Below are 19,906 nucleotides of genomic sequence, written 5' to 3'. Positions count from 1 at the left end.
TGAATTTTGTCGCTTTGAACCGCGCGGTTCTATAAAGAGTTTCTAACAATTCAGGCTGCGCGCCGGTTAAATCTGCGCGGTTTCAAACACTGCTTATCCGTTTGATTTCCTCAACGAGCGCCGGCAGAACAACGGACAAACTTCCGTAAAGCACGGCGTCAACATAATCATCAGCCGCACCCTGAGCCACGCTTATCACGGCTGTTTTCGCTCCGCCGCCGCGCGCTTGAGCGGGAAAAGACGCGACCGGCTCATTTTCCAGAGCCGCGCCCGCGCAAAGCAGAAAGTCGCAGTTTTGAATCTTTATCCACGCCTCGCGCACCTCCCAATGCGGAAGCGGCTGCCCCGGAAACGAAAGCGGCGGTTTGATAATGCCGGTTCGGCAGACGGCGCACGAGGGGATTTTTTGGTTGTTGCGGGACATTAAGGTAAGTGTCTCCATCATTCTGTAATCCTTTCCGCAGTTGAGGCATTGCGCCCAGTGGATTGAGGAATAAATTTGAAGCACCTTTTCGCAACCCGCCTTAATCAGCAGACCGTCAACCGCCTGAGTGATAACGCAGTCCACCTCGCCCAGAATTGACAGTTCGTAAATCGCCCCGTGCGCGGCGGTTGGCTCGGCGGCGGATATTTTCGGATAAATTCCGGCGATTTTCGCCCAATACTCCTCCTTTACGGAGTCATCTTCCCTGAAACTGTTGATATCGGGATTGAACTGTAATTCGCCCGCATCCGGAATGCCCGCCTCAAAGGTGAGTTCGGGACCCGCGAGAATTACCGCCTGTTTCGCCTCTGAAAACCAGTGGGCAACCGCTTCAAGAGCGGTTATTTCCACTTCATGCCCCATAAGGGAAAAGTGTAAGTTCGGGGCGGGCGCGTGTCAAACCGCGCGCAGTTGTTGTAGAATGAAATCCGCCATGAAGCCGACACCAACAGTTGAGGCATTGCGCCCAGTGGATTGAGGAATAAATTTGAAGCACCTTTTCGCAACCCGCCTTAATCAGCAGACCGTCAACCGCCTGAGTGATAACGCAGTCCACCTCGCCCAGAATTGACAGTTCGTAAATCGCCCCGTGCGCGGCGGTTGGCTCGGCGGCGGATATTTTCGGATAAATTCCGGCGATTTTCGCCCAATACTCCTCCTTTACGGAGTCATCTTCCCTGAAACTGTTGATATCGGGATTGAACTGTAATTCGCCCGCATCCGGAATGCCCGCCTCAAAGGTGAGTTCGGGACCCGCGAGAATTACCGCCTGTTTCGCCTCTGAAAACCAGTGGGCAACCGCTTCAAGAGCGGTTATTTCCACTTCATGCCCCATAAGGGAAAAGTGTAAGTTCGGGGCGGGCGCGTGTCAAACCGCGCGCAGTTGTTGTAGAATGAAATCCGCCATGAAGCCGACACCTGAAGAAATAAGCGAGTTCAGCGATTCCGCGCTTCAAATAGAGTGGAGCGACGGACACAGCAGCGTTTATGCATACGAGGATTTGCGGCTTATCTGCCCGTGCGCGACCTGCCGCCGTCTCAGAGCCACAAGCAGAACGGGAAAACTGCCGTTCAAAACGCGTATTGTGCCGGGCTCCGGGGACACGCGGATAAAAGCCGAAAAGATTGACAAAGTGGGACTTTACGCATTGCAGTTCAAATGGAATGACGGGCACGACACGGGTATTTACACTTTTGAATTCCTGCGCGAAAACTGCCCGTGCGAGCGGTGCGAAAAGTAGGTGCGCAAGGTTTTACAATGACAAAACTTCCTCCGTCTGAAAGATATATCGGCGATTTTCGCGAGGGCGATATTTACCATCACGGCGCGGTGCGGATAACACCGGTGAGAAACCGCCAGTATGTTAAAAAATTCGGCGGCGAAGCGCCCGCCGCGAACACCGGTATTTCCGCCCCGCTCGGCTACATTGACCCGGACGCGAGCCGCAAGGAAAAGGAATTCGGCATAAAAAACCCCGCGCTTGTGAGCAGGGGGTTTGTGTTTAACACGGGGTTCGGACTCAGCGTTCACGATGTTTCGTTCAACGCCATAGCAAATCTTTCATACTCAAACCTTGTGTTCGGCGAGCCGGTTTTTGAGGGTGATACGGTTTCGGCGCGGTCAACGGTTCTGGGAGTTGAGTTCAGGAAAAACGGCGCGACAAACGGCTCGGTTCAGGTGGAAACGGTTGTTTTAAATCAGCGCGGCGCCGAGGTTTTGAGTTATACGCGGCAGGTTCTTGTGCGCGCGGAAAAAGGCGCGGCATACGACAAATCAAGCACAATCAAACCTCAGCCCGAAAAAATTGACATTTCAAAAGCGTGCCTGCCGCCCGTGTTTAATCCGGACGCGGCACCGGGCGGCACCGGAAAAACTTTTGAGGAATTGAACGAGGGAGACGCGCTTTCCGGCTCATTTGAACGGGGAATTCCGCTCGCGGATTTCAGTTGGCTTCAAATCGCCACCCTTAATGACGCGGCGGTTCATCACACGCCGTCATCGGTTTTTATCGGCTACGGCGGCGCGGTAAAGGCGCGGTGCGAAGGCGCGGTAAGCGGGCATTTTCCATTCGCGGTTCAGTTGGGAATGAATTCGGGAGCGCACAACGCGCCGACATATCCGTCTGATATTGTGCGGGAGATTTACGCCGCCGGCGCGGACGGAGAGCATGAAAGCATAAGGGCGCGCGCGGAGGTGGCGGAGAAATCGGAGATTGCCGGCAGAGATGACATCGGCGCGGTTACAATCCGCCTGATTGGAGAAAAGACCGTTACGGACGGCGGAATGAAAGCGCTTGAAGCGGCGAAATTCGGCGGCATGGACGCCATTTTTGAGGACGGCGGAAAACGGTTGTTGCGGGTTCTGACGCTTGAGTTGGTTCTTGCGGCGCCGAAGCGGAAGAAATGAGCAAGACAAAAAAATCCACTCCGGCGAAATCCACTCCGGCGAAGTCCATTCTGGCGAAATATATCTCCAACCCCGAAGGCGACATCTATGCCGTTTCGGATTTGCCCGAAGAGGTTATCGCGGTGATTTTCGCCTATGTAAGCCGCAGTCCCAAAAGCTTCAAGGAAAACATCGCGGCAGTTCTAAAAGAGGAAGGGCGCGGACGGCAACGCGCGGAAAAGTTTCACGAAAAATGGGTTTTGAATTACGGGCACGCCTCGGTCGCCGAACACGCTTCGGTTCACCTTGGCGTTGAAAAGGTTTCGCGCCTTTTTTCATCGCTTCTTGAACTGTGCGGAGAGCATCTGTCTTTCACCGAATATTCGCAGAGATACCAGAAACCGCGCGCGCGCGATTTTGTTGTGCCGCCGGAAATCGCCGGAAAAAAAACGCTCGCGCGCGAGTTCCTGAACGTCTGCGCACGGCAGTATGACATCTACGAAAAACTGAACGCGCAAATCCTCTCTCATCTCATAAAAACCAATCCGGAAACAAGCGAAAAAGTTCTTGAAAAAATCGCGTTTGAAGACGCGCGTTACGCGCTCAACCTTTCGGCGATGACCAACCTCGGAATGACGGCGAACGCGCGCGCGGTTGAGGAATGTTTGATGAAACTGCTGTCGTCCGAATATGCGGAAGCGCGAATGAGAGCGGAGGAGATGAAGCGCGAGGTGCGTTTCGGCGTGCCGACTCTTGTGAAATATGCGTCTCCGAATCCGCGCTTGAAAGAAACGCGGGCGAAACTTGAGCGTTTTTGCTCCGCAGTGGCGCCAAAAAAGCGGACAAAAACAGGCGATGCGCCGTTTGTCCGTCTTGTTGACTGGACGGGCAAAGGCGCGCGCAACCCGCAGACGCCCGCGCTTCGCGCCATTTCGGCGGGGCTGGCGTATGGAAGCGGACTGCCGCAAAGTTCGGGCATAAACCGCCTGACTTTGAAACAGGCAACGGCGCTTTTCACTGCGGCGGTTTCAGGACTCGGCAAATATGACAACCCGCACGATGCGCTCAAACTTGTGGAGTATTCCGCGGAGTTTGTCATCAGCGAGGCGTGCTGGCATCAACTTTTGCGCCACAGAAAAGCGCAATGGTTTGCCGCCGCGCCGTCCACCGCGTTTGGTCTCACAATTCCGCCGAATGTAAAAAAAGCGCGCGCCGAAGGGCTTTTGATTGAAGCGGCGGAATTGGGCGAAAGTATTTACGAAAAACTAAATGACGCGGGCGAGCCGCAAGCCGCCGCCTATGCCGTTACAAACGCGCACAACAGAAAGGTTCTCGGAGTTTTCTCCCTGTGGGAGTTATATCACCTGATAAATCTGCGAATGTCCGAAGGGGCGCAGTGGGATATAAGGGAAATGACAAAACTCCTTGCCGATGAGGTTGGAAAGGTTCACCCGCTTTTGGTTAAACCGGCGTTGAAACGGATTTGAAAGCGGGAAACCGTCAGTTTCCTTTTTTCCAGGTGCCTTTGGTAATTCCCCAAGTGTCTCCGGTAATTCCCTTTTCCCTGAGTTTGTTTTTCTGAACTCTCTCCGTGCCCGTTTTCGGCAGTGATTTCACAAACCGCATAAAGCGCGGAATCATAAAATTCGGCATTTTCGGCTCAAGGAATTTGACGATTTTTTCGGGATCCGGTTTTGCGCCTTTTTCGGGAACAATCACAATCATAACCTCGTCCTCGGCGTGTTTGCCCTCAGCCGCTTTCACGCCCACCGCCGCGCACTCCTTCACCGCCGGATGAGACGACACAACCTTCTCCACTTCAAATGAACTTATGTTCTCGCCCCTTCTGCGAATGTAGTCCTTCACCCTGTCCATAAAATAGATGTAACCGTCTTTGTCCATCCAGCCCGCGTCTCCGGTGTGAAACCACAGATTGCGGAAATCCTCAACCGTTTTCTCCGGCATTTTGTTGTAGTAGTGAAGCATTATGTTCGGCACGCGCGGACGCACAATAATCTGCCCCACCTCGCCGCGCGGCAATTCTTCGTCCGATTCCGGATCGGCAATTTTGATTTCATAACCGGGCGCCTCTTTTCCGCAGGAACCGACTCTGAACGGCTCGCCCGGGCGCATCCAGGTGCATTGCCCCGTTTCGGTCAATCCGTAGCCCTCCATAAATTTTATGTTGAACCGTTTCATAAACTTTTCAATTATGTCGTGAGGGGCGGGAGAGCCGAGCACCAGCCCCACTCCGTGCGTCTTTTCTTCCGGCACGGGCGGTGTGTTCCACATAAAATAAGAAACCGTTCCCACCGTGTTAAATCTCGTAACCTTGTATTCGTTCATCCACTTCCAGAAGCGGCTCGCGCTGTATTTTTCCTCAACAACGGTTTTCGCGCCTTTTATCAGCGCCGGATAAACGGTCATCACCATCGCGTTTGAGTGAAAAAGCGGCAGGCAGGTGAAATAAACATCGTCCGGTCCCACATCCATAATTTCGGCGCAGTTTCTCGCACTGCTGTAATCCGCCGCGCAGGGGCGCATAACCCCTTTTGAAAGCCCGGTCGTGCCGGAAGTGAACATCAGTCGCGAGTAGTCGGTGAACAACACTTCAACCTTCGGCTCCGCCGTGCGCGCGCCGCGCAAAAATTCGGAGTATGACTTCATTTTCGCGAACTTAAACCCGTGCCGGTCAAATTTGGTTTTCCCCGCGCGCGTCCACACAACAACCCTTTCAAGTTTTTTTATCCGCTTCGCGATGGGCGACATTCTGTCAAGATACTCCTCGGCGATGAAAAGCAGTTTTGAGTCGGAAGAGTCAATTACATATTGCAGAAAATCCGCCTTATATGCCGTGTTCGCGGGAACCATCACGGCTCCGGCTTTGAGGATTCCGAACCACACAATCACATAGTCGTCCGAATTTGGCATCAACACGGTAACTTTTTCGCCCTTTTTCACACCCGCTTTTATAAGCGCGTTGGCAACCTTGTTCGCCATCTCGTTTGTTCGCCGAAAGCTCAGCGGCTCCGCCGCGCCGAACTGCAAAAACGGTTTGTTTCCGAGTTTTTTTGCCTGTTTTTTCAGCACTTCGGGCAGAACCCAGTTTTTTCTGTCCTCTTTGAGATACCACTCCAAGTCAAACTTCCGTTTGCGTTTCATAGTTACGGTATGGTTCAAATTGCGTATTTTTCCGCGTTTTCCTGTCGCCATTATTGCCTCCTTTTTCTCCGCTTGCGGCGGAAAGTGTGAAGTGTGAAAAAAAGCCGTCCGTATGTCAACCCGATAAAAACATCTTTTACAAACTTTTTTATTCACAAGAAACTGCTTTGTATGTCTTGACAATTTTTTAGGATTTGCTTAATATGAATGAAATTCTTTATTAGTGGCGCTTGTAATAGGGCGTTGCGGAGTTGTATATTTTTATGATGATTTTTGAAGTTGGGCGGAGGATTTTTTAGTGGCAAGAATGTCCCGCTTTATAGTTGCGTTTTCTTTCTGCGTTTTTTCAGTCCTTCTGGCTGTTGAAGCGCGTGCGCAGGTTATTCAGGGTCCCGGTTCGTTGGCGTCGGGACAAAACTCAACGGCTATTGGCACAAACGCGCAGGCGACCGCAAGCCGCACAGTGGCTATCGGTGACGAGGCGCGTGCGCCCTCACACAACACAACGGCTGTCGGCGCGGCCGCGCGTGCGGGGGGAACATCCTCAACGGCTGTCGGTCAGGGCGCGAACGCGCTCGGACATCAATCAACGGCTCTCGGTCAGGGCGCGCGTGCGCTCGCACACAACGCAACGGCTGTCGGTCAGCTTGCTCTTGCGAGCAGGGTGGGATCAACGGCTCTCGGTCATTTCGCGCTTGCGGTCGGAACGGAATCAACGGCTCTTGGTCTTGGCACGGAGTCGCGCGGAGATTTTTCAACGGCTGTCGGTTATAAAGCGCGTGCGGTCGCACTGAACTCAACGGCTTTCGGTCATAGCGCGACCGCGACCCAAGATGGTACAACAGCTCTCGGTAAGTCTGCGCGCGCGACCGCATCACGGTCAACGGCGGTGGGTCATAACGCGGCTGCGGCGCAGTTTCAAGCAACGGCTGTCGGCGATGACTCCATCGCGAACAGAGTGGATTCAACGGCTGTCGGTCAGGGCGCGGTGGCGACCCATATTGCTACAACGGCTGTCGGTCAGTTCGCACGCGCGGCCGGAAATAGAGCAACGGCTGTCGGTCAGACCGCGCGTGCGTCCGGAGGTCACTCAACGGCTGTTGGTCAGAGCTCTCGGTCCACCGGAGCACAATCAACGGGTATTGGTCAGAATGCGGTGTCGCAGGGATTTAGATCAACGGTTGTGGGTCAGAACGCGACCGCGTCCAGAACTGATGCAACGGCTATTGGTCAGGGCGCGAACGCGACCCAATTTAGAACAACGGCTGTCGGTCAAAACGCGAGTGCGACAGGAAGTAATTCAACGGCTGTCGGTCAGAGCGCGCAGGCGACCGCAGTTAGTTCAACGGCTGTCGGTCATACCGCGACCGCGAGCGGAGTGGGAACAACGGCTGTCGGTCAGGGCTCTATTGCGTTGGAGGGCGGTTCAACGGCTGTCGGTCATCAAGCGTTTGCGACCAAATTTGGCACAACAGCCATTGGTCAGAACGCGATTGCGACCGAAGCAGGAGCAACATCTATCGGTCACGGCGCGCGGGCAATTGGAGTGAACTCAACGGCTTTCGGTCGGGCCGCGTTTGCGAGAAGAGAGGGAACAACGGCTCTCGGTCAGAACGCGCGGGCGCCCGAAGCTAATTCAACGGCTGTCGGTCAGAACGCAAGTGCGGCGACACGGGATTCAACGGCTCTTGGTCATAACGCGCAGGCGGGCGGAGCGGGAGGAACGGCTGTCGGTCAGGGCGCGAATGCGGCGGGATTTTTTGCATCGGCTTTCGGTTATCGCTCGCGGGCAACGGGTATCGCGGCAACGGCTGTCGGTCAGAACGCGAGTGCCGCCGGAAAGTTCTCAACGGCTGTCGGTCATAAAGCGAATGCGAGCGGAGATTTTACAACGGCTGTCGGCTTGGCCGCGAATGCGACCGCAGTGAATTCAACGGCTGTTGGTGAAAGCGCGAATGCGACCGCAGTGAACTCAACATCTCTCGGTCAGGGCGCGCAGGCGACCGGATCGGATTCAACGGCTGTCGGTCAGAACGCGGATGCGTCCGCAGTTTCGGCAACGGCTCTTGGTAGAAGCGCGCGCGCGACCGAAATAGCAACAACGGCTCTCGGTCAGGGCGCGCGTGCGAGCGAATTTGGAGCAACGGCTGTCGGTCAGGGCGCGAATGCGACCGGAGGGGGAGCAACGGCTGTTGGTCATAGCGCGAATGCGTTCGGAAGGGTGGCAACGGCTGTTGGTCAATTTGCGCACGCGTCCGGACCTCAGGCAACGGCTCTCGGTCAATTTGCGCGAGCGACCGGAAGGTTATCAACGGCTCTCGGTCAAAGCGCGAATGCGTTAGAAGAGAGTTCAACGGCTGTCGGTCAGGACGCGCAAGCGACCGGAAGGTTATCAACGGTTCTCGGTCAGGGCGCGGCGGCGACCCAACTCAGAGCAACGGCTGTCGGTCAGAGCGCAAACGCGACCGGAAGAAGAGCAACGGCTCTCGGTCAGGACGCGTTTGCGAGAGGAGAGTCATCAACGGCTCTCGGACAGGACGCGAATGCGACCGGAGGATCATCAACGGCTGTTGGTCAGAACGCGCTGGCGTTCGGAGCGGATTCAACGGCTGTCGGTCATAGCGCGAATGCGACCGGAAGAAGAGCAACGGCTCTCGGTCAAGGCGCGAATGCGTCCGCAGTGGATTCAACGGCTATCGGTCAGGACGCGAATGCGACCGGAAGATTTTCAACGGCTGTCGGTCAGGGCGCGAATGCGTCCTCAGGGTCATCAACGGCTATCGGTCAGGGCGCGAACGCGACCGGAGAGGCATCAACATCTCTTGGTCATGACGCGTATGCGACCGAAGCGGCATCAACAGCTCTGGGTCAGGGCGCGAATGCGACCGGAGAGTTCACAACGGCTGTCGGTCAGAACGCGCATGCGACCGAATTTACAGCAACGGCTCTTGGTCAGGCCGCGTCCGCCACGGGGGCATCATCAACGGCTCTCGGTCAGGGCGCGAGTGCGTCCGAATTAGGAGCAACGGCTGTTGGTCAGAGCGCGAATGCGACCGGAACGGGAACAACGGCTGTTGGTTATAGAGCGCATGCGACCGGAATCGGAGCAACGGTTTTCGGTCAGGCCGCGAATGCGACCCAAGAGGGAGCAACGGCTATTGGTCATGGCGCGAATGCGTTCGGAGCGGTGGCAACATCTCTCGGTCAGGCATCAAGCGCGCTTGGAAACTTCTCAGTATCTCTCGGTGCTTTCTCGCTGACGGACTCGTCTCTTACAACGGCTGTTGGTTATAGAGCGCAAGCGACCGGATTTAGTTCAACGGCTGTCGGTCATGGCGCGGTGGCGACTCAGACTGGAGCAACGGCTCTCGGTCAGGGCGCGCGTGCGGAGGGAGGCGCGTCAACGGCTGTCGGTCGGAGCTCGCGGGCAGCGGCATCAGCAACAACGGCTGTCGGTCAGTTCTCGCGTGCCGCCAGAGCAAACACAACATCTCTCGGTCAGGCATCAAATGCGCTCGGATTTGATTCAACGGCTGTCGGTCAGTTCGCGCGTGCGTTCGGAACATCATCAACGGCTCTCGGTCAGGTCGCGCAGGCGACCAACTTTAATTCAACGGCTCTTGGTCAGAACTCGGTGGCGAGCGGTATTGACTCATTGGCGCTTGGGCATAAAGCGCGCGCAACGGGCAGGGATTCCATCGCGATTGGCGTGAACTCTCTCGCGAGCGACGCGGGAGCAATAGCGATTGGCAGAAACGCAACGGCGAGCGGAGTGAACAGTATAGCGATTGGCAGAGATGTGAGCGCAGCCGAGGACGCATTTGTGTTGGGTCTGAATTCATCGGCAAGCGGCGGCGGTTCGCAATCTCTGGGCGTGAACACAACGGCATCGGGAGAATCCGCGACTGCCGGGGGAACAAACTCCACAGCCACGGGAGACAACGCATCGGCATACGGCGCGAATTCATTGGCGGAGGGCGATAACTCAACCGCCGTGGGTCAGGACTCGACTGCGAACGGAGAGGATTCATCGGCTTTTGGTCAGGACTCGCAGGCGACCGGAATGAATTCAACGGCTCTGGGTCAGGGCGCGCTTGCGAGCGGATTTCAGTCAACGGCTGTCGGTCAGTTCGCGCGGGCAACATCAGTGAATGCAACGGCTGTCGGTCAGGCGGCAAATGCGGCCGGACCGAATGCAACTTCTCTCGGCAGGGGCTCTCGCGCGAGCGGGGCTAATTCAACGGCTCTGGGTCATAGGGCGTCCGCGGGCGGCTCGGACTCATTGGCGCTCGGTCAGGACGCGAGTGCGTTGGGCAGAGACTCCATTGCGATTGGCGTGGGCTCTTTTGCGGGAACCACAGGAGCAATAGCGATAGGCAGAAACGCGGTGGCGACCGGCGTGAACAGTGTGGCGATTGGTAAAAATCTGTCCGCATCGGAAACTGACGCGTTTGTGGTGGGCATAGATTCATTTGCGAGAGGCCCCGCCGCACAATCAATGGGTGTGAACACAGTGGCGGAGGGAGTGGCCACAACGGCGACCGGGCATAATACATCAGCCGTGGCGGACAACGCAACGGCATACGGCGCGGACGCAAACGCGAGCGCATTAAATTCAACGGCGATTGGTCAGAACGCGATTGCGAGCGGAGTGGATTCAACGGCGCTCGGTCAGAACTCACGGGCGGGCGATGATGGAGCAACGGCTCTGGGTCAGGGCGCGCTTGCGACCGAATTCAAGTCAACGGCGGTCGGTCAGTTCGCGAGGGCGGCCGGAGAATCATCAACGGCTGTCGGTCAGAACGCGCGGGCGGCAAAATTATTCTCAACGGCTCTGGGTCAGGGCGCGAACGCGTTCGGAACCAGATCAACGGCTCTTGGTCAGCGCGCAAGTGCGAGTGGCCGTTTCGGATCAACGGCTGTTGGTCAGAGCGCGGAGGCGACAAGTTCGTTCACAACGGCTATCGGTCAGGACGCGGTGGCGAGAAGAAGCGGATCAACGGCTCTCGGCGCGGACGCGCAGGCGACCCAGGAGAGTTCAACGGCTGTCGGTCAGCTCGCTGTGGCGTTCGGAGAAAATTCAACGGCTGTCGGTCAGTTCGCGCGCGCGTCCGCAAAGAATTCAACATCTCTGGGTGGGGACTCAAACGCGAGCGGAATAAATTCAACGGCGCTCGGTCAGCGCGCGATAGCGAACGGTTTGGATTCATTGGCTGTCGGTCATTTCGCGCGCGCAACGGGCAGGGATTCCATCGCGATTGGCGTGGGAGCCATAGCAAACAACGTGGGAGCCATAGCGATTGGCAGAAACGCAACGGCGAGCGGAGTGGATTCAACGGCTCTCGGTGAGGGCGCTCTCGCGAGCGGAGCCAGAGCAACGGCTCTCGGTCAGGGCGCGAGAGTAGCGGGACTTGCATCAACGGCTATTGGCCGCAGAGCGTTTGCGGACGGGTCCGGAGGAGATCCGAGTGCTTTTGGCGCCGCAGTGGCTGTCGGTGATTTTGCGAATGCGACCGGAACAAAGTCAACGGCTTTGGGACAGGGCTCAAGTGCGACCGGAGAGTTCGCAACGGCTCTCGGTCAGGGCGCGTTTGCGACCGCGAAAAGAACAACGGCTACCGGACGGGGCGCGATGGCGACCGAAACAAATTCAACGGCTACCGGTCAGGACTCACAGGCGATCGGAGCAAATTCAACGGCGCTCGGTCAGGGCTCGCGGGCGAGCGGCGTGGACTCATTGGCGCTTGGTTCCGGGTCGCGCGCAACGGGAAGGGATTCCATCGCGATTGGCGTGGGCTCTCTTGCGAGCGAAACGGGAGCAATAGCGATTGGCAGAAACGCGGTGGCGAGCGGCGAGGACAGTATTGCGATTGGCAAAGATGTGACAGCAACTGCGGACGCATTTGTGCTGGGTCTGAATTCATCGGCAAGCGGCGGCGGTTCGCAATCTCTGGGAATGAACACATCGGCGACCGGAGACTCCTCAACGGCGGCGGGAACAAACTCCACAGCGGCGGGAGACAATTCAACGGCATACGGCACGGGCGCGAAGGCGACCGAAATAAATACATCGGCTTTTGGTCATAACGCGCGGGCGACTCAGTCCGGAGCAACGGCTATTGGTCAGAGCGCGTTCGCGGCAAATGACGGCGCAACGGCTGTCGGTCAGGGCTCGCTTGCGACCAGAGAAGGCACAACGGCTGTCGGTCAGTTTGCGACTGCGAGCGGAGAGCGCACAACGGTTCTTGGTCAATTATCCTCCGCGACTCAGGCATCATCAACGGCGCTCGGTCAGAGTGCGACAGCGGACGGACAGGATTCAACGGCGGTCGGCGCGGATTCGCAGGCGACCGAAATTAGAGCAACGGCTCTTGGTCAGGGCGCATTGGCGACTCAGCCGAATACGGCGGCGCTCGGTCAGGGCACACAGGCGACTCAAATTGGAGCAACGGCTGTCGGTCATTTTTCCCGCGCAACCGGGGTGTCTTCAACGGCTGTCGGTCAGGCATCACAGGCGAATAATCTAAACGCATCGGCTTTCGGTCAGAGCGCGCGGGCGAGCGGGTCCGGAGCAACGGCTGTCGGTCAGAACGCCCAAGCCACCGGAGCCAGCGGAGCAACGGCTCTCGGTCAGAGCGCGAGGGCGAGCGGACAGTTTTCAACGGCGCTCGGTCAGTTTGCTTTTGCGAACAGGGCGGGGGCAACGGCTGTCGGTCGGCGCGCGAACGCGAGCGGAACTTCGTCAACGGCTGTCGGTCAGTTCGCGACTGCGGATAAAGCAAGAGCAACGGCTCTGGGTCATGGCGCGATTGCCGTGACTGACGCAACGGCTGTCGGTCAGGGCGCGGTGGCGAGCGGAAGGTTCGCAACGGCTCTCGGACAGAGCGCTTTTGCGTTTCAGTCCGGCGCAACGGCTGTCGGTCAGGGCGCGAACGCGCTCGCGGTTGATTCAACGGCTGTCGGTCAGTTCGCGAATGCCGCCGGAACATTTTCAACGGCAGTGGGTAAAGCCGCGCAGGCGGGCGGAGAGAGAGCAACTTCTCTCGGTCGTTCAGCCCTTGCGGACGGGGACAGGGCAACGGCTCTCGGACAGGACGCGAACGCGGACAGAACGCGCTCAACGGCTGTCGGACAGGGCGCGCAGGCGGGTCAGACGTCCACAACGGCTGTCGGACAGGGCGCGCGGGCGATAGGATTTAGAGCAACGGCTCTCGGACAGGACGCGAACGCGACCGCAATGGATACAACGGCTGTCGGTCAGAACGCGCAGACGACCGAAGCCAGAGCAACGGCTCTCGGTCAGAACTCGCTTGCGTCCGCACTTGATACAACGGCTCTCGGTCAGGACACAATTGCGTCCGGAGTCGGAGCAACGGCTGTCGGTCAGGGCGCGAGGGCAACCAGATTTCACTCAACCGCGCTCGGTCATGGCGCGCTGGCGGACGGCATTGACTCATTGGCGCTGGGAGCCGGAGCGCGCGCAACGGGCAGGGATTCCATTGCGATTGGCGTGAACTCTCTCGCGAGCGACGTGGGAGCAATAGCGATTGGCAGAAACGCGGTGGCGAGCGGCGAGGACAGTATTGCGATTGGCAAAGATGTGACAGCAACCTCGGACGCATTTGTGTTGGGTCTGAATTCATCGGCAAGCGGCGGCGGTTCGCAATCTCTGGGAATGAACACATCGGCATCGGGCGCGGGCGCGACTGCGGCGGGAACAAACTCCACAGCGGCGGGAGACAATTCAACGGCATACGGCGCGGACGCGAAGGCGACCGCATTAAACTCAACGGCGATTGGTCAGAACGCGCAGGCGGGCGGAGTGGACGCAACGGCGCTCGGTCAGAACGCGCGGGCGGCTCGGTCCGGAGCAACGGCTCTTGGTCAGGGCGCGAATGCGCGCGAAATTCGGTCAACGGCTGTCGGTCATCTCGCGCATGCGGCCGGACGGGAATCAACGGCTGTCGGTCATAACGCGGTCGCGGTCCAGATGGGAGCAACGGCTGTCGGTCATGACGCGTGGGCGGTCGGACGGGGAACAACGGCTGTCGGCTCGCACGCGCAGACGGATGGTACTGATTCAACGGCTGTCGGTCATAACGCGGCCGCGACCGGAAGTAGATCAACGGCTCTCGGTCATCTCGCGCGTGCGACCGGAAGTAGATCAACGGCTGTCGGTCAGAGAGCGCGTGCGACAAGCGGAGCAACGGCTCTCGGTCATAGCGCGAATGCGGCCGGAACCAGGTCAACGGCTCTCGGTGAGAGCGCGAATGCGAGCGCGGCGGATTCAACGGCTGTCGGTCAGGACGCGGAGGCGAGCGGAGTAGGAGCAGTGGCTTTTGGTCAGGCCGCGACCGCGACTCAGATTGGAGCAACGGCTGTCGGACAGGGCGCGGAGGCGCTCGGACGGTTCTCAACGGCTGTTGGTCGGGACGCGGTGGCGAGCGGAGAATTTTCAGCGGCTTTTGGTCAGGACGCGACCGCGACTCAGTCCGGAGCAACGGCGGTTGGTCAGGGCTCGGAGGCGACCGGAGTAGGAACAACGGCTTTTGGTCAGGACGCGAATGCGACCGGAACGGGAGCAACGGCTCTCGGACAGGGCGCGGAGGCGACTCAGTTTAGAACAACGGCTCTCGGTCAGGACGCGAGCGCGACCCAGTTTGGAGCAACGGCTCTTGGTCATAGCGCGACCGCGACCGGACAAGTATCAACATCCGTTGGTCAACTCGCGAACGCGGGCGGATTGGGAGCAACGGCTCTTGGTCAGGGCGCGATTGCGACCGGAGGGGCATCAACGGCTCTTGGTCAGGGCTCGCTGTCAACCGGAGACAGAGCAACGGCTACCGGACGGGGCGCGCAGGCGGGCGAAACAAATTCAACGGCTACCGGTCAGGACTCACAGGCGACCGGAGCAAATTCAACCGCTCTCGGTCAGGGCTCGCGGGCGAGCGGTATTGACTCATTGGCGCTTGGTTCCGGGTCGCGCGCAACGGGCAGAGATTCCATCGCGATTGGCGTGAACTCTCTTGCGAGCGAAGCGGGAGCCATAGCGATTGGAAAAAACGCGGTGGCGAGCGGTGTGAACAGTGTGGCGATTGGCAGAGATGTGAGCGCAAGCGAGGACGCATTTGTGTTGGGTCTGAATTCATCGGCGAGCGGCGGCGGTTCGCAATCCTTCGGCATGAACACAGTAGCATCGGGGCAAGCCGCAACAGCCGGAGGGCATAACGCATCAGCCACGGGAGACAACTCATCGGCATACGGCGCGAATTCATCAGCGCAGGGCGATAACTCAACCGCCGTGGGTCAGGACGCGACTGCGACCGCATTAAATTCAACGGCTCTCGGTCAGAACGCTCAGGCGAGCGGAGTGGATTCAACGGCTGTCGGTCAGTCCTCACGGGCGGGCGCGGATAGAGCAACGGCTCTTGGTCAGGGCGCGAATGCGACCGGATTGGGCGCAACGGCTCTTGGTCAGAGCGCGGAGGCGGGAAGCGGAGGAACGGCTGTTGGTCAGAGCGCGGAGGCGGGAGGCGGAGCAACGGCTGTTGGTCAGTTTTCCCGCGCCGGAGGGTTTTCAACGGCTCTCGGTCAGAGCGCGAATGCGACCGGACTTCAAGCAACGGCTGTCGGTCAGAGCGCGGAGGCGACCGGACTTTACGCAACGGCTCTCGGTCAGAGCGCGAATGCGACCGAACTTTACGCAACGGCTGTTGGTCAGAGCGCGAATGCGACTCATTCCAGAACAACGGCTCTCGGTCAGAGCGCGAATGCGACCGGAACGAGAGCAACGGCTCTTGGTCAGGGCGCGAATGCGACCGGAGGGTTCTCAACGGCTGTCGGTCAGGGCACGCAGGCAACCGAAACAAATTCAACGGCACTCGGTCAGGACGCGCGGGCGACCGGTATTGACTCATTGGCTCTCGGTCAGGGAGCGCGCGCATCGGGCAGAGATTCCATCGCGATTGGCGTGAACTCTCGCGCGAGCGAAACGGGAGCAATAGCGATAGGCAGAAACGCGACCGCGAGCGGCGAGGACAGTATTGCGATTGGCAAAGATGTGACAGCAACTGCGGACGCGTTTGTGCTGGGTCTGAATTCATCGGCGAGCGGCGGCGGTTCGCAATCTCTGGGAATGAACACATCGGCGACCGGAGACTCCTCAACGGCGGCGGGAACAAACTCCACAGCGGCGGGAGACAATTCAACGGCATACGGCGCGGACGCGAAGGCGACCGCAAGAAACTCAACGGCGATTGGTCAGAACGCTCAGGCGAGCGGAATAGATTCAACGGCGCTCGGTCAGAACTCACGGGCGGGCGATGATGGAGCAACGGCTCTGGGTCAGGGCGCGCTTGCGACCGAATTCAAGTCAACGGCGGTCGGTCAGTTCGCGAGGGCGGCCGGAGAATCATCAACGGCTGTCGGTCAGAACGCGCGGGCGGCAAAATTATTCTCAACGGCTCTGGGTCAGGGCGCGAACGCGTTCGGAACCAGATCAACGGCTCTTGGTCAGCGCGCAAGTGCGAGTGGCCGTTTCGGATCAACGGCTGTTGGTCAGAGCGCGGAGGCGACAAGTTCGTTCACAACGGCTATCGGTCAGGACGCGGTGGCGAGAAGAAGCGGATCAACGGCTCTCGGCGCGGACGCGCAGGCGACCCAGGAGAGTTCAACGGCTGTCGGTCAGCTCGCTGTGGCGTTCGGAGAAAATTCAACGGCTGTCGGTCAGTTCGCGCGCGCGTCCGCAAAGAATTCAACATCTCTGGGTGGGGACTCAAACGCGAGCGGAATAAATTCAACGGCGCTCGGTCAGCGCGCGATAGCGAACGGTTTGGATTCATTGGCTGTCGGTCATTTCGCGCGCGCAACGGGCAGGGATTCCATCGCGATTGGCGTGGGAGCCATAGCAAACAACGTGGGAGCCATAGCGATTGGCAGAAACGCGGTGGCGAGCGGCGTGAACAGTATTGCGATTGGCAGAGATGTGAGCGCAAGCGAGGACGCGTTTGTGCTGGGTCTGAACGCATCGGCGGAAGGCGGCGGTTCGCAATCTCTGGGAATGAACACATCGGCGACCGGACAATCCGCAACGGCGGCGGGAACAAACTCCACAGCGGCGGGAGACAACTCAACGGCATACGGCGCGGACGCGAAGGCGACCGCATTAAACTCAACGGCGATTGGTCAGAACGCTCAGGCGAGCGCGGAGGATTCAACGGTTCTCGGTCAGAACGCGAGGGCGAGCGGATCCGGAACAACGGCTGTCGGTCAGGGCGCGAATGCGACCGGAACGGGAGCAACGGCTTTTGGTCAGGGCGCGGAGGCGACTCAGTTTAGAACAACGGCTCTCGGTCAGGACGCGCGGGCGACTCAGTTTGGAGCAACGGCTCTCGGTCATAGCGCGACCGCGACCGGACAGGTATCAACATCCGTTGGTCAACTCGCGAACGCGGGCGGATTGGGAGCAACGGCGGTTGGTCAGGGCGCGATTGCGACCGGAGGGGCATCAACGGCTCTCGGTCAGGGCGCGCTGTCAACCGGAGACAGAGCAACGGCTACCGGACGGGGCGCGGGTGCGACCGAAACAAATTCAACGGCTACCGGTCAGGACTCACAGGCGACCGGAGCAAATTCAACGGCGCTCGGTCAGGACGCGGAGGCGAGCGGTATTGACTCATTGGCGCTTGGTTCCGGGTCGCGCGCAACGGGCAGGGATTCCATCGCGATTGGCGTGAACTCTCTCGCGAGCGACGCGGGAGCAATAGCGATTGGCAGAAACGCAACGGCGAGCGGCGTGGACAGTATTGCGATTGGCAGAGATGTGAGCGCAAGCGAGGACGCATTTGTGTTGGGTCTGAATTCATCGGCAAGCGGCGGCGGTTCGCAATCTCTGGGAATGAACACATCGGCATCGGGCGCGGGCGCGACTGCGGCGGGAACAAACTCCACAGCGGCGGGAGACAACTCAACGGCATACGGCGCGGACGCGAAGGCGACCGCATTAAACTCAACGGCGATTGGTCAGAACGCGCAGGCGAGCGCGGAGGATTCAACGGTTCTCGGTCAAAACGCGCGGGCGAGCGGAGATATTTCAACGGCTATTGGTCAGGGCGCGAATGCGACCGGATTGGGAGCAACGGCTGTTGGTCAGGGCGCACGGGCGACACAATTCACTTCAACGGCTGTCGGTCAGGGCGCGTCCGCCACCGGACCGTCTGCAACGGCTCTGGGTCAGAGCGCGAACGCGACCACAACGGGCACAACGGCTGTTGGTCAGCGCGCGCGGGCGACCGAAGGGTTCTCAACGGCTCTCGGTCAGGGCGCGAACGCGACCGGACTTCAAGCAACGGCTCTCGGTCAGAGCGCGAATGCGATCGGAGCGTCATCAACGGCTGTCGGTCAGGGCGCGACCGCGAGCGGAGGCAGTTCAACGGCTGTTGGTCGCGGCACATGGGCGACCCAGTTAGGAACAACGGCTGTCGGTGTGAGCGCGAGGGCGATCGGATCGGCATCAACGGCTGTTGGTCAGAGCACGAATGCGAGCGGATTGAGAGCAACTGCTATTGGTCAGGACGCGAGTGCGACGGGGAATTTTACAACGGCTCTCGGTCAGGACGCGCGGGCGGGCGAAACAAATTCAACGGCTATTGGTCAGGGCGCGGGTGCGAGCGGAGCAAATTCAACGGCTCTCGGTCAGCGCGCGTCTGCGATCGGAGCCTTATCAACGGCTCTCGGTCATAACGCGAATGCGACCGGAGACAGTTCAACGGCTGTTGGTCAGACCTCGCGGGCGATAGGATTGGTTTCAACGGCTGTCGGTCAGGGCGCGAATGCGACCGAAACGGGAGCAACGGCTGTCGGTCAGGGCGCGGACCGCGACTGAAACCGGAACAACGGCTCTCGGTCAGATAGCGCGGGCGACCGGAACCAGTTCAACGGCTGTCGGTCGGAGCGCGCGGGCGAGCGGAACCGGTTCAACGGCTCTCGGTCAGTTCGCGGTGGCGAGCGCAACATTTTCAACGGCTCTCGGTCAGGCATCTATTGCCGGCGGAACATTCTCAACGGCTGTCGGTCGGAACTCATACGCCGCCGAAATATTTTCAACGGCTCTCGGTCATAACGCGGAGGCGTCTCAGGAGAATTCAACCGCTCTCGGTCAGGACGCGCGGGCGACCGGAGAAAATTCAACCGCGCTCGGTCAGGACGCGGAGGCGACCGGTATTGACTCATTGGCGCTTGGTCAGGACTCGCGCGCAATGGGCAGGGATTCCATCGCGATTGGCGTGAACTCTCTCGCGAGCGAAACGGGAGCAATAGCGATTGGCAGAAACGCGACAGCGAGCGGAGTGAACAGTGTGGCGATTGGCAGAGATGTGAGCGCAACCTCAGATGCGTTTGTGTTGGGTCTGAATTCATCGGCAAGCGGCGGCGGTTCGCAATCTCTGGGAATGAACACATCGGCATCGGGCGCATCCGCGACTGCGGCGGGAACAAACTCCACAGCGGCGGGAGACAACTCAACGGCATACGGCGCGGACGCGAAGGCGACCGCAATAAATTCAACGGCAATTGGTCAGAACGCGCAGGCGGGCGGAGAGGACGCAACGGCTCTCGGTCAGCGCTCGGTTGCGAGCGGAAGAAGGGCAACGGCGATTGGTCAGGGCGCGCGGGCGACCCAGTTTGGAACAACGGCTGTCGGTCATACCGCGAACCGCGACCGCATTGGGAGCAACGGCGGTTGGTGAGCGCTCACGGGCGGGAGAGAGATCAACGGCTATCGGTCAGACCGCGAACGCTATCGGACATGAGGCAACGGCTGTTGGTCAGTTCGCGCGGGCGACCGGAGTAAATTCAACGGCTCTCGGTCAGAGCAC

The 19,906-nt window shown here is 59.0% G+C and carries 8 protein-coding genes and 1 pseudogene; 6 read left to right on the top strand and 3 right to left on the bottom strand.

The genetic code is table 11. The annotated features are described in order from the left end of the window. Positions 1-82: 82 nt before the first annotated feature. Positions 83-847 carry an SIR2 family NAD-dependent protein deacylase gene (locus tag ACY430_RS01215; RefSeq protein WP_462137083.1) on the bottom strand — a complete coding sequence of 255 codons (765 nt, stop codon included), beginning with the start codon at positions 845-847 and terminating at the stop codon, positions 83-85. After that, entirely contained in the window at positions 837-1,319 is a 483-nt protein-coding gene (locus tag ACY430_RS01210) for a Sir2 family NAD-dependent protein deacetylase (RefSeq protein WP_462137082.1), read from the bottom strand. The genes ACY430_RS01215 and ACY430_RS01210 overlap by 11 nt, the downstream gene beginning before the upstream one ends. A 58-nt stretch (positions 1,320-1,377) precedes the next feature. Between ACY430_RS01210 and ACY430_RS01205 the strand changes: the two genes are divergently transcribed. From ACY430_RS01205 to ACY430_RS01195, 3 genes are read left to right on the top strand one after another with little or no spacing between them, the layout of a single operon-like run. Next, on the top strand, positions 1,378-1,725 hold the full coding sequence (locus ACY430_RS01205; RefSeq protein WP_462137081.1) for a gamma-butyrobetaine hydroxylase-like domain-containing protein: 348 nt from the start codon (positions 1,378-1,380) through the stop codon (positions 1,723-1,725). 17 nt (positions 1,726-1,742) lie between these two features. Then, positions 1,743-2,891, top strand: a complete 1,149-nt coding sequence (locus ACY430_RS01200) for a hotdog family protein (protein ID WP_462137080.1) — start codon at positions 1,743-1,745, stop codon at positions 2,889-2,891. Next, a complete protein-coding gene (locus tag ACY430_RS01195; RefSeq protein ID WP_462137079.1) occupies positions 2,888-4,357 on the top strand; it encodes an FAD-dependent thymidylate synthase in 1,470 nt (489 codons plus the stop codon). The genes ACY430_RS01200 and ACY430_RS01195 overlap by 4 nt, the downstream gene beginning before the upstream one ends. Before the next feature lie 13 nt (positions 4,358-4,370). Here the strand turns inward: ACY430_RS01195 and ACY430_RS01190 are convergent, their stop codons facing one another. Next, the gene (locus tag ACY430_RS01190) at positions 4,371-6,083 is read right to left on the bottom strand and encodes an AMP-binding protein (protein ID WP_462137078.1); all 1,713 of its coding nucleotides are present in this window, start codon (positions 6,081-6,083) and stop codon (positions 4,371-4,373) included. Positions 6,084-6,339: 256 nt separating this feature from the next. Between ACY430_RS01190 and ACY430_RS01185 the strand changes: the two genes are divergently transcribed. From ACY430_RS01185 to ACY430_RS01175, 3 genes and pseudogenes are all read left to right on the top strand, one after another. Next, on the top strand, positions 6,340-18,915 hold the full coding sequence (locus ACY430_RS01185; protein ID WP_462137143.1) for a hypothetical protein: 12,576 nt from the start codon (positions 6,340-6,342) through the stop codon (positions 18,913-18,915). After that, positions 18,863-19,777, top strand: a complete 915-nt coding sequence (locus tag ACY430_RS01180; protein ID WP_462137077.1) for a hypothetical protein — start codon at positions 18,863-18,865, stop codon at positions 19,775-19,777. The genes ACY430_RS01185 and ACY430_RS01180 overlap by 53 nt, the downstream gene beginning before the upstream one ends. Further along, positions 19,686-19,892, top strand: a pseudogene (locus ACY430_RS01175) (hypothetical protein); the annotation flags it as partial. The gene ACY430_RS01180 and the pseudogene ACY430_RS01175, both read left to right, overlap by 92 nt. Positions 19,893-19,906 lie beyond the last annotated feature (14 nt).

Source organism: Candidatus Mycalebacterium sp., from assembly GCF_977828045.1.
The sequence above is the reverse complement of the archived record's forward strand: the minus strand, read 5'-3'. Positions and strand labels throughout refer to the sequence as shown.

Bases quoted from the DNA above. Each gene is read 5' to 3' on its own strand.
- ACY430_RS01215 (WP_462137083.1), bottom strand. From the start codon at position 847: ATGGGGCATGAAGTGGAAATAACCGCTCTTGAAGCGGTTGCCCACTGG.
- ACY430_RS01210 (WP_462137082.1), bottom strand. From the start codon at position 1,319: ATGGGGCATGAAGTGGAAATAACCGCTCTTGAAGCGGTTGCCCACTGG.
- ACY430_RS01205 (WP_462137081.1), top strand. From the start codon at position 1,378: ATGAAATCCGCCATGAAGCCGACACCTGAAGAAATAAGCGAGTTCAGC.
- ACY430_RS01200 (WP_462137080.1), top strand. From the start codon at position 1,743: ATGACAAAACTTCCTCCGTCTGAAAGATATATCGGCGATTTTCGCGAG.
- ACY430_RS01195 (WP_462137079.1), top strand. From the start codon at position 2,888: ATGAGCAAGACAAAAAAATCCACTCCGGCGAAATCCACTCCGGCGAAG.
- ACY430_RS01190 (WP_462137078.1), bottom strand. From the start codon at position 6,083: ATGGCGACAGGAAAACGCGGAAAAATACGCAATTTGAACCATACCGTA.
- ACY430_RS01185 (WP_462137143.1), top strand. From the start codon at position 6,340: ATGTCCCGCTTTATAGTTGCGTTTTCTTTCTGCGTTTTTTCAGTCCTT.
- ACY430_RS01180 (WP_462137077.1), top strand. From the start codon at position 18,863: ATGCGACCGAAACGGGAGCAACGGCTGTCGGTCAGGGCGCGGACCGCG.